Here is an 11,428-nt window from a genome sequence, read left to right as displayed (position 1 = left end):
CGTTCAAGGTACAATTTAACCCCAATAGTTCAAACAGGTAGAACATGAACCAGCCTACATCAATGCATCAAGTTCTGAACTACTGGTTTGAATACTGTCCCTCGAATGCCGTTCTTGCTCAGTTACCGAATCTAAACGACTCCTTCGATCGTTGGTTTGGGGGCAAAGAAGACGATATACAGCAGTCCCTGTGGGATTCAGTATCGCCGGAGACAGAAACCTGGACGGATACACTTGAGGGACAACTCGCCAGAGTAATTCTCTACGATCAAATTACTAGAGGTTGCTTTCGGCGGACTGCAAGAGCATTTGCTTTTGATGAGCAAGCACTTTTTTGGGCGAATCGTTTTCTCGAATCTACCCCTCTGGGTGACATGGGCTTAGCTTCTCCGATTTGTCTGAGTCATCAATTTATGGTTCTCATTTGCCTGAGCCATTCAGAAAACAAAGAAACTCAGGAACGCTCTCTGCACTTAAGTCAGCAGTTTGCCCAAGAAGTACTGACTCAGAACTGGTTGAGTGAGAAGGTCAAGCAGCAACTCGCTCAAGTTGATCCTGAAGCACAACAACACCATAAAGTCATTCAGCACTTCGGCAGATTTCCACATCGTAATCGCGCATTAAATCGACAATCAACCCCCGAAGAAGAGCAGTTTTTACAAGGTAATTTACCCCAGTGGATGTATAGTCAACAACAGTCACTATAATTGCTGATTTTCTGCCGAAATAATTGTTTCTTTTCTTACAAAAACGAATCAGTATTCTCCTCGATTTGTACCATTGTTTAATAGCTTGCGTCTTTAATTTAACCTTTTAGAGAAACATTTTTTGCCTCTTCAAGGGCAAGCCTGATGTGATTGTTATTATTCTACTTTGCGGTATCACATACTAAGTGTCCTAATAGTCTTCAGGCTTTACAAAGTCTGAAGACTAATGCTAGAAAGTTTCTATAACTACATAGTGTATCTACCTAAATCAAGCCTATTCGATAGCTCACTTCGTTCAAGTGAGTATAGGGGGCTTAAATAGCAATTTTCTACCGTCATTTTCTACTGCTGCTCTAGAGGCTAAAGCACTCAGGCTATAGTTTCGTTGCAACGTGAAGCGATCTCTAACGTCAGAAGCAATGGAAGCAGTTCGATCGATTGGATTGCTTCAACGGTCTTATCCCTAACGACACGACAGCACTTATGGAAGTAAAGGATTTAACACAATGTCCTGTCAAGGACATTGTGAATGTGTATCTGTCTAAATCTGCGATGAATCGATCGAAAGATCCTCGGCAAAATCGCCTTTTCTATTCCATGTCTCCCGTTGGTCATCGTTTTCTAGAAAACATTGATTCAGAAGATCCTCAGTTTGAAGCGATTTCCTCGCTAGCAAAACAGGTTTCTAAAGTCCTTGAGAGCAACTGTAAACAGGGGTTTGAAAATCGCCTCAAAGCTTACTGGGCATCGAATCCACCAGCTTATCCTGTTTGCTCGATTCGAGATTCTGCTTTTGGTGCGGTCTTGGATGAAGTTTGGTTTGCGTTTTTTGCTAGAGCCTGCCCTAACCCCGATCTTGTAGTCAAAGCGGCTCATAACATCTTGATGGTCGTCAAGAACAGGGAAACAGTTGATATAAAATCTAGGCGAAATGCGATCGCATTAGTGGCTGATGCTGTGAAGCTAGGACTCAACCCTCAATTAGAGTTGCAGGAAATAGAGTTGCAGGAAACTTTTACTAACATTCATGAGGTGATCTTTGCACTCATTGTTTCGAGTGTGGATGAACTGAGCGAGGGCTTTGCACATACGGTGATTGCTCTCGCACAACATGCCTCAACTCCGACAAGTTTGGATGAATTTGCACTCGCTTTTTATGAAGCATTGAGGTTATATCCGTTATTCACGCGATCGACAAGACCTAGCAATGATAATACCTGTCTATACAGCCTCAATTACGTAAACTATCACCGTCGAACTGATATCTTTGGCAAAGATGCGCTTCAATACAATTGGCAGCGCTGGCAAGCTAAAAACTGGCTTGGACAAACGTTTATTTTTGGTGTTGCCAGCAATCGATCCTGTCCGGGACGCGGCAGCGCGATCGAGATGGTTCCAAGAATGGTTCAAGTTTGGATGCAGACTTACCAAACGCAGAGCTACATTCGCCACACCAGAAATTTACCCTGTGGCGGGCTTGCGATCGTAACTCCAATCGGTAAACGTGTGCCTTGGTTCTTATCCTGGCTGCATTTTGGGGCATGGATTTATTCACATGCAAGCTTTTGCTTGATTCAAAGAGCTTGGGTTAACCATCAAAATGCTAAAGCTTCCAACAAACGCCGTGAAGCCGATCGCTATTATGCATCGCTCAAGGCTTTGCGAATTCCAGCAGCAGCTTCACACGGTTCGGTTCAACCCTCTCGTTTATCCGCAAAGAGCTAGGTCTTTTGCACGAGGTTATTGTCAAACTGAACATTATTTAGGTGCCGTCGAACCATGCAAGTCACTGTAGTAACCAATCAAGGTGTATCAGAAACTCTAGCGAGCCTCTCTCAATTCAATACAAAGTGGGGAGAGCGTTGGCCTTTTATTGCAGAGCATCGCCTGATTTCAGCCTGCGATCGCCAATTTGTCAGAGATCAACTGCCGCAAATTTTAGCCGCAGAGGCAGATCCAAGAGCCGCGATCAATTCGTTCTTGCAAGACTTTCATCCTGACATCACGGATAATCCCAACCAATTAGCGGCTTATCTTGCCCTGCTGACCTATTTAGCATTAGGATTTCGTCGCCCTTATATCGAAAAAGATCCTGAAAAGCTAGCAGCCACCCCGATCGTCAGTGAGCAGTCAATTCAATTTCCAGAAAAGCTATCGACGCTCTGGACAGTCGTCGCAAATCGCTTGGGAATTGAAGCATCTACCTCGCTCACCGCGCTGGTTTACTGCAACTTTTCCTGTAACCTATCCGATCTGCCGATTTATACCGATCCGTTGGAGGAACTTCACAATATTGATCGCTTAATTCTGCATCAGCGAACTCGGTTAGCACAATCTGCGATGCAGTTTTGCAATCACGAGAATGTTCAGCATCGACAGATGTATTGCGAATTTCTCAAGATATTTCTGTACTCTGAAATTGTGGGTCGGCGAATTTGTGCCTGGGCTGAAACAGCCCTGAACGCTTTCGTCACACATCAATCTCCTGAAAGAGTGGTAGATTGTTTAGCGGTGATGATTCGATGGTCGATCGAAGCGTTGACGCAGCACTTAGAAGCAAACCAAGACATTCCTAAAGAAGCACTCGCGATCGCTCAATTTACTCCTGCAATTAAGCTTTCAGAACGTAAAAGCACGCCTGGTGTCACAGGATTTTTGGTTCCTTTTCTGGATGAGTTTTTCGGCTTTACGTCTGAGTCAAGCCCGTACCTGGAGAAAGTAAGAGCATCCCGCTCTTTTCTCCTACCGGAACTGGCTGCAATCTTAGAGTCTTGTCAGACACATGCTCCATTTGACACAATTTGTGCTCAAATGCCGCCTGCACAAAAAGCGCAACTCGAATCCCTAAAACTTACCTTATGGGAAGTGATGAAGGAATGGCGCATTTTTCATCGCAATCAAGTGGGTCGATTTCTAGCAAAAGGTGTGGAATCTCAACACACTACACCCAGACTCAAGACCTTTCTCCGCAATTTTATTCAAAACATGAATGAACGGATGCGAGCATTCGAGGCAGAGCAAAAATCCGAAGCCTATTCTCTGAACTATGGCAGTCAGGGCAAAGCTCATGAGGCAGACCATTTGTGAATCGTTTTCTGAATCTGCGAACAAAATCGCTCAACTTTTTCTTGAGTCAGCGACTCGGCTTCGTAGCAGGTCAACATTCCAAACCGACACCTAGGAGCACACATGCCCAAAATTGCCATCTTGAGCACCCGTTTCACAGGTTGCCACAACAGGAGGTAATCAACCCACCAAGGCGAATTGAGCGATGTAATCGCAAGCGCTCTCTGAAGGTTGTGAAGTTTTGGCTGGAGTAAACCACCCGGCTGAGGCGCATGGTCGAAAGCAAGACCCGGTGACCACACTCGATCAAACCAACCTTTGAGAATGGCAGGTAGACTAAACCACCAGGTTGGAAAGACAAGCACAACTGCTTCAGCAGCAAGCAACCGTTCAACCTGTGGCTGAACAGTCGTTGCATCGAACGGAGGCTGAAAATAGCTTTGACGTTCACTGCTCGTGATCACTGGAGAGAAGCTGTTTTGATAGAGATCCTCGATTTCGACTTCGTGACCTGCGGCAGTGAGTGCCGCGATCGCAGAACGTGCCATTGTGTAACACAAGCTATCTGGAAGTGGATGAGCAATCACAACAAGACATTTCATAGCAAAATCAATTGATAGAACTTGAAATTTGCAGTACACGCTGATGAAAATGGATGGGCAAAAATGTCAGCATTTTTGGACAAGATGCTGCCCCTGCCTATGCACATTCAGCTTAGTTCTGAAGGTAGATTTGATGAATCGGAATCTGAATCACAAATTCCGTTCCTTGATCAGGAACGGAGTGACAGGTGATCTGCCCACCATGCTTTTCAGTCACAATTTGATAACTGATCGACATGCCCATCCCTGTTCCTTGACCAACCGGTTTAGTTGTAAAAAATGGATCAAAAATTTGAGCTTGAATCGATTCTGGAATTCCGACCCCATTATCTACAAAGCGGATGATGGCTTTTTGATCCTCGGTGATTGCTGTCGTAATTTCAATAGTGGCAGGGTGAGATGGAACTTGCGCTCGCTTCTCTTCCACAGCATCGATCGCATTGGTGAGAATATTCATAAACACTTGGTTGAGTTGCCCTGCAAAGCATTCAACGAGAGGAAGTGCTCCATAGTTTTTGATGACTTCGATTTCAGAGTCATTTTGCCTTGCCTTGAGACGATTTTGTAGAATCATCAACGTACTCTCAATCCCATCATGAAGATCGACGGGCTTGAACTCAGCTTCGTCTAAGCGAGAGAACAAACGCAGTGATTTCACAATCTCTCGAATTCGCTCAGTACCAACTTTCATTGAGTTTAAGAGCTTGGGCAAATCGTGGCGCACAAACTCGAGATCCAGGTCTTCGATTTTCGCGGAGATCGCATCTGTCGATTCGGGATAGCTTTGGTAATAGAGCGTCACGAGATCTAATAAGCTCCGAGCATATTCATCCACATAATTCACATTGCCATGAATGAAGTTGACCGGATTATTGATCTCATGAGCAATTCCTGCGACCAACTGCCCCAAACTCGACATTTTTTCACTCTGAATCATCTGGGCTTGAGTTTGCCGTAGCTCTTTCAAGGTTGCTTGGAGTGTCTTGCTCTTGCTCCGACTTTGCTCATAGAGATCGGCTTGATTAATTGCGATCGCGAGTTGATCGGCAACTGCCTGAACTAGCTCAACTTCTCGATCTGTCCAGGTATGCTGCTGTTGCTGATGGTCACAGAGAATCATGCCGATCTGTTCCCGTTGAGTTTGAATGGGAACACAGAGCCGTGACTGAACTCCCGATGCCATCAGAGAGGCTCGATGGCTCGGTTCTTGATAGCTCTCGGCTTGATCAATGCGAATTGTATCTAGGTGGGGGATAATTTCATCCGTTGAGCCAATGAGATCAGGTGAACAGGAACCCACCAAACTCGATTGATGATGAGATTGATCAGCGACAACCTTCCAAACCGCAGGCGTTACGCTTGGATCGTACCAAGTAAAGGCGCACCAATCGACTTGGAGTAATGTGTAAAGCTCCTGAATCGTAGTTTCGAGAATACTGTTCACATCGAGTGAATTCCGGATCTGATTCGTTAACCGATTGATCAAGGCTTGACGTTCCGCATACTCTCTGAGTGCAGCTTCGGCAGTATTCCGCTCCATTTCTACGCCAACTCTTGCCGCAAAAAGTTGCAAAATAGATTGAGCGGTTTCCACATTCTCGGCGAAATGTCGCGTATCGATGACCCCGATCGTTCCGATCGCTTGACCTTGAGAATCGGTAATCGCTGCACCGAGATAGCTTTCAGCCTGTAAAGTCGCGAGATTGGGGTCATCTGGAAATTGAGTTTGCAGCGATTCTAGAAAGAGACCCACTTTGTTCTGCAACACATATTCGCAAGGTGTTTTTGTCAGGTTAAAAGTATAAGGCTCTGCAAAGTCTTGCCCTGTCCAGAGCACCAGCATGTCACACTGAGAATAAGTTTGATCAGTACACTGAGTAATAAAAGCGTACTGCGTTTGAAAAATTTCACTCAGCGATCGCACACAACTGCGAAAGAACTCGTCTCCCGTTTTTGACACGGTTTCTTCCACAATAAAGCGAAGTGCCGCTTGCTGCTGTTTGGAGGCATGAATATCTCGGATAATGCCTTGCACAGACGTGATTTTTCCGTCTGCATCTTGAATCGGAACCATGTTGATCGATGACCATAGCCAGTTCCCTTGTTGGTACTGTCGCCGAAACTCAATACCTGAATGTTTTTTGCCTGTTTCAACCGCTTGTTGACTTGCCATGAGACATCCAGGCAGATCGTCAGGATGAGCAAGTGGAGCAAACGATCGACCCACCCACTTGTCTGGCGAATGACCGTACAGGGTATAGAAACCGGGAGAGAGGTAAGTAATCGTACCGTCTAGAGTCCAGGTTGTGATTAAATCATTCGCATTTTCAACTAAGTGACGGAATTTCGCTTCACTTTCCGCCAGGATGTTATAAGCCTGTTGTTGCTCAATTTCTGCTTGGATACGATCGCTGATGTCGATAGCACTGATCAGGACTTGATCAATCTGTTCGTCTTGATTTTTCAGGGGATTGATCGTGATCTGCCACCAACTTTTCTGTCCATTGCGATCGAAGCTTTGTTCAAAAGTAATCGGCTGATTTGAGTGAATACACTGCCAACAACAGTCGTGATAGATTCGGGTAGTTTCTGTTGGTAGAGCTTCGTTGAGAGTTTGACCAATTAAATGCTCGATGTCAACCGAACTCATCGCAGCAAATTTTGAATTTGCTGCGACGTAGCGAAATGTTTGTTCTTGCTTTAAGACTTCTAGCAGAGCAAGCCCATAACTTACTCCTTCCCAAAGATGGTTTAGAAGTTGAAGTGGATTTTGTTTCAGACCGATGGGAAAACGATGTAACTCCAAGAGCCTGTAATTGACATCTGCCATAAGTAAGAGAAAGGAAGTTTCACCCAGAATTCCCTTCTTGAGAAAAGAGTTGAACTTTTCTCAAGAATTCTTGTCCGGGGGGAGAACTTAAGTCATGCTCTTACATCAAGTAATGTTTTTAACTCAGTACGAATCTTGGTAATTTGTGAGATGACTCAGTTCATCTCACAAATTACGATCGCTTAACTCATCACCCAATCAACGAGCAATCTCACTCCATATCCAGTCGCGCCTGCTCCGTTGTAGCCATTCTCTTTATCTGCCCAAACGGGACCTGCTACATCTAAATGCGCCCAAGGCGTATCTTTGACAAATTGCTTCAGAAAGATCGCGGCGGAGATAGCACCACCAGCACGCGCACCCGTGTTTTTCATATCTGCAATGCCCGACTTCATACTCTCGAAGTACTTCTCTTCCATCGGCATCCGCCACAGTTTTTCACCGGACTCTCCACTGGCTTTGAGCAGCTGATCTGCGAGTTCATCGTTCGGACTCCACAAGCCCGCAATGTTATCACCCAAAGCAATCACACAAGCTCCGGTCAACGTTGCGAGATCGACGATCGCGTCTACTTCTAGTTTCTCGGTATATACCAATGCGTCTGCAAGGGTTAATCGTCCTTCTGCGTCGGTGTTATTGATCTCGATCGTTTTGCCATTTGAGGCGGTGAGAATGTCGCCTGGGTGAATGGCTCGCCCGCTGATCATATTTTCAGTGACGGCAGTAATAAAATGCACTTCGACATCGGGTTTGAGTTGAGCGATCGCTTTTGCGGCTCCTAAGGTTGCGCCTGCTCCTCCCATATCGGTTTTCATCATTTCGATGCCGCTGCCAGCCCCTTTAATATTCAAACCGCCCGAATCGAAGGTCAGTCCTTTACCGATAATTGCCAGTTTTCGTCTCGGTGTACCTTGCGGCTTATAGGTCAGATGGATAAATTTGGGTGGCAAATCAGAAGCTTGAGCAACGCCGAGAAATGCGCCCATGCCAAGTTTTTCACAATCCTCTTTTTCGAGAATTTGAATTTCTAAACCATGCTCATTCGCGATCGCTAATGCGGTTTCTGCCATCGTGATCGGCGTAACGTAATTTGCTGGTGCTGCAACGAGTTCACGAGCTAAGAAGACACCTGAGCAAATTTGGCGAGCTGTTTGAATCGCTGCTTCTTGACCTGCCAAACCGAGCAGTTCGACCGATTCGATTTTGCCATTTTGATCCGGCTCTGACTTGAAGCGCATATCTTTGTATAACGCCAGTTCGAGTCCTTCCACGATCGCTTGCGTCGTCGCTGCTGCATCCTCAACGGTCGGGAAACTGAGTGCAAGCGTTTTACACCGTTCGCGCTTTGCCAATTTTGCAACCGATGCAGCCGCTTGGCGGAGCTTTTCTAATTTCAGATCGTCAGGGTTGCCGAGTCCAACTAATAGAATCTTACGGATAGAACTGCCTGCGATACGAGTTGAGGCAGTATTGCCTGATTTGCCCTTAAATTCTACCTCTGCAATTAATTCTGCGATCGCACCGGACAGTTTTTGATCGAGCGCAGCGACATCGCCAGATAATTCTGCGCCTTCAAATAACGCGATCGCTAGACCATCTCCTGACCAATCGAGGAGCGACGTTCCCGTGACTGTTACGTTCATATCTATCCCTAAATCGTGGGTTCTTAATGTCTGATATTCAGTATCGATCAAAACGCTCGAAACCGTCGCGAAATGTCATACGTAATACTTTCATTGAATGTGCTGATTTATTCCTCATCTTCGGTGAATCTTTGCTATAACTGCTTAGAGTTCTGCGTAGATCTGCCCCCTTTTCCAGGAAGAGTTTGAATGCTGAAGCAACTGTTGAAAGAGCGGCGTTTTTGGTTGATGTTAGCGGGTGGCGCGGGTGCGATCGGGTTGATTGCAGGAGCGTTATTACCCGTTGAGAAACTCAAAGAAGCGTCTCAAGCACCGAATGGCTTGATGGGATCGCTCCAGTCGTTTCAGGGACAATCTGAGGGGAGCGGAATCGGCACACCGAGCCAAGTCATCAGTCCTTTGGTGACAAAGCCTGCAGGAGAACGGACAGACGCTCTAAAGTTTGCTGCCGATCGGTCGAGCACGATGCTAGAGCGCAATCGCGCCCGCTATTTGTTAGCAACAGATTTTATTTCACAAAAGCAAGGCGATAAAGCGCTAGAGCAGTTAAAAGATTTAGAGCAAAATTATCCAGTTTTGGCAGCGCAGATTGGGGTGAAACGTGCTCAGGCATATGAAGTCGCAGGCAAACGCCAAGAAGCGGCTCAGGCATGGCAAGCAGTCGTGAAAAAATACCCGAAAGAGCCTGCCACGGTAGAAGCTCTCTTTGAGTTAGGCAAAAAAGATCCTCAATATTGGAATCAAGCGATCGCTCAATTTCCCTCTCATCCGAGAACCGTTGAGATTGCTAAAACGCTTTTAAAGAAAAATCCGAAACAGCTTCCATTGCTGATGCTGGTTGCGAAATATGGCATCACCAGCGACGGGTATACGGCATTAATGGATAAATTGGTTGCCGAGTTTGGTAGCCAGTTAAAGCCTGAAGATTGGGACGCGATCGCATTTGGATACTGGGAAAATCAAGTGTATGACAAAGGTGCGATCGCGTATTCGCGCGCGCCTCAAACTCCCTTAACGGCTTATCGATCTGCGAGAGGATTACATCTCAGCGGCAAGCCGGGGGGAGAGCAACGCTACCGCCAAATGATTCAACAATTTCCGCAGTCGGATGAAGCCGGATTAGCCTTGACTCGGTTGGCTCAGTTAGCAGAAACGCCGCAAACCGCGATCGCATATTTGGATCAAATTGCTCAGAATTTTCCCGATCGTGCGCCGACTGCCTTAGTTGAGAAGTCAAAACTCCTCGACAAAATGAAAAGCGAAAAGACAGCTGCTCAAGTTCGTCAGTTGGTTTTGACTCAATATGCTCAATCCGATGCTGCCGCAGAAATGCGCTGGACTTATGCTCAGCAAGCTGCCAAAGCAGGCAATATCAAACTGGCAAAACAGTGGGCAGAGCCAGTTCTGACGAACAATCCGACCAGTGAAGTTGCCGCTGAAGCTGGATTCTGGGCGGGTAAATGGGCACAAAAATTGGGCGACAATGATCAAGCAGTCCAACTGTTTCAGAAAGTGCTCAGTGAGCATTATGAGTCTTATTATGCTTGGCGATCGGCTGCAATTTTGGGCTGGAATGTCGGCGACTTCAATACGGTACGATCGCTGAATCCAAAAGTAGAAAAACCTAGTCTCCGAGCCGAATTACCAGCCGGATCTCCAGCGCTAAAAGAACTTTATCAGTTAGGTCAAGAACGCGATGCTTGGTCGCATTGGCAGATTGAATTTCGGAATCGAGTTCAACCTTCGATCGCCGAACAGTTTACCGATGGTGTGATGCGATTGGGTGTGGGCGAAAATCTAGACGGACTGTATATGATTGGGAGTCTGCGCGATCGCGAAAAAGCAGAAGAAAAAGCTCAGTATGAACAATTGAGAAAACAGCCTGCGTATTGGCAAGCACTGTATCCTTTTCCGTTTGTGAATTACATTGAAAACTGGTCACAGCAACGGCAAATGAATCCGATGCTCGTGACAGCTTTGATTCGGCAAGAGTCCCGATTTGAGCCAGATATCAAATCGAGTGTGGGTGCTGTGGGATTGATGCAGGTGATGCCTGAGACGGGAGCTTTCATTGCAAATAATATCAAGGTGAAAGAGTACAAACTCAGTGATCCTGAAACGAGTATTCAGTTTGGAACCTGGTATTTGGATCATACGCATTTGGAGTACAACAACAATTCGATGCTAGCCGTAGCAAGCTATAATGCTGGGCCTGGTGCAGTTGCAGGCTGGCTTGGCAAAGCAAAATCGCAAGATCCAGATGAGTTTGTTGAAGCGATTCCTTATCCTGAAACCTATGGATATGTGAAAGCAGTGCTCGGTAACTATTGGAACTATTTGCGGCTGTACAATCCTGAAATTTCTCAGAAAGTTGCTCAGGTAAAACGCGATCGATAGAAATAGATTTGCTTTGGTTAAAGTCTACTCCAGTGATCCCGTTCAGTCTCCCGAATTAGGGCAAACGCATGAAAATTATTGAGACAGGATTTTGAGAAGATAACCATCATCCCATCCCGCCTTTTTCCGTTTCGCCGCAATGCCTGCCTTCGTCGTTTTATCTTGTCCAAGTAAGTTGAGCGC

Annotated in this window: 7 protein-coding genes; 4 read left to right on the top strand and 3 right to left on the bottom strand. The window is 46.0% G+C overall.

All coding sequences use genetic code 11. The annotated features are described in order from the left end of the window. Positions 1 to 44: 44 nt before the first annotated feature. From J0L70_RS05375 to J0L70_RS05365, 3 genes are all read left to right on the top strand, one after another. On the top strand, positions 45 to 707 hold the full coding sequence (locus J0L70_RS05375; RefSeq protein WP_081614759.1) for a DUF924 family protein: 663 nt from the start codon (positions 45 to 47) through the stop codon (positions 705 to 707). Positions 708 to 1,190: 483 nt separating this feature from the next. Continuing rightward, on the top strand, positions 1,191 to 2,432 hold the full coding sequence (locus tag J0L70_RS05370; protein ID WP_287453446.1) for a cytochrome P450 family protein: 1,242 nt from the start codon (positions 1,191 to 1,193) through the stop codon (positions 2,430 to 2,432). A gap of 54 nt (positions 2,433 to 2,486) precedes the next feature. Beyond that, positions 2,487 to 3,794, top strand: a complete 1,308-nt coding sequence (locus J0L70_RS05365; RefSeq protein ID WP_287453445.1) for a hypothetical protein — start codon at positions 2,487 to 2,489, stop codon at positions 3,792 to 3,794. On the opposite strand, the gene J0L70_RS05360 is transcribed toward J0L70_RS05365, so the two are convergent. The 3 genes from J0L70_RS05360 to J0L70_RS05350 all read right to left on the bottom strand — a co-directional run bounded on the left by J0L70_RS05360 (position 3,773) and on the right by J0L70_RS05350 (position 8,848). Beyond that, positions 3,773 to 4,375, bottom strand: a complete 603-nt coding sequence (locus J0L70_RS05360) for an NAD(P)H-dependent oxidoreductase (RefSeq protein WP_287453443.1) — start codon at positions 4,373 to 4,375, stop codon at positions 3,773 to 3,775. The genes J0L70_RS05365 and J0L70_RS05360 overlap by 22 nt on opposite strands. A gap of 112 nt (positions 4,376 to 4,487) precedes the next feature. Next, a complete protein-coding gene (locus tag J0L70_RS05355) occupies positions 4,488 to 7,205 on the bottom strand; it encodes a PAS domain S-box protein (RefSeq protein ID WP_287453442.1) in 2,718 nt (905 codons plus the stop codon). Between the two features lie 182 nt (positions 7,206 to 7,387). Continuing rightward, positions 7,388 to 8,848, bottom strand: coding sequence for a leucyl aminopeptidase (locus J0L70_RS05350; protein ID WP_287453441.1), 1,461 nt, complete (start codon positions 8,846 to 8,848; stop codon positions 7,388 to 7,390). Positions 8,849 to 9,037: 189 nt separating this feature from the next. Here J0L70_RS05350 and J0L70_RS05345 point away from each other — a divergent pair, with 189 nt between their 5' ends. After that, positions 9,038 to 11,245 (top strand): transglycosylase SLT domain-containing protein, encoded by a 2,208-nt coding sequence (locus tag J0L70_RS05345; protein WP_287453439.1) that lies wholly within the window; start codon positions 9,038 to 9,040, stop codon positions 11,243 to 11,245. The last annotated feature ends 183 nt before the right edge of the window (positions 11,246 to 11,428 follow it).

The organism is Leptolyngbya sp. UWPOB_LEPTO1 (assembly GCF_017302695.1).
GTDB lineage: Bacteria > Cyanobacteriota > Cyanobacteriia > Leptolyngbyales > Leptolyngbyaceae > Leptolyngbya > Leptolyngbya boryana.
Note: the sequence above shows the minus strand (reverse complement) of the source record. Positions and strands in the feature narration are given on the sequence as shown.

Excerpts from the sequence above, each read along its gene's own strand:
- J0L70_RS05375 (WP_081614759.1), top strand. The coding sequence starts at position 45 with ATGAACCAGCCTACATCAATGCATCAAGTTCTGAACTACTGGTTTGAA.
- J0L70_RS05370 (WP_287453446.1), top strand. The coding sequence starts at position 1,191 with ATGGAAGTAAAGGATTTAACACAATGTCCTGTCAAGGACATTGTGAAT.
- J0L70_RS05365 (WP_287453445.1), top strand. The coding sequence starts at position 2,487 with ATGCAAGTCACTGTAGTAACCAATCAAGGTGTATCAGAAACTCTAGCG.
- J0L70_RS05360 (WP_287453443.1), bottom strand. The coding sequence starts at position 4,375 with ATGAAATGTCTTGTTGTGATTGCTCATCCACTTCCAGATAGCTTGTGT.
- J0L70_RS05355 (WP_287453442.1), bottom strand. The coding sequence starts at position 7,205 with ATGGCAGATGTCAATTACAGGCTCTTGGAGTTACATCGTTTTCCCATC.
- J0L70_RS05350 (WP_287453441.1), bottom strand. The coding sequence starts at position 8,848 with ATGAACGTAACAGTCACGGGAACGTCGCTCCTCGATTGGTCAGGAGAT.
- J0L70_RS05345 (WP_287453439.1), top strand. The coding sequence starts at position 9,038 with ATGCTGAAGCAACTGTTGAAAGAGCGGCGTTTTTGGTTGATGTTAGCG.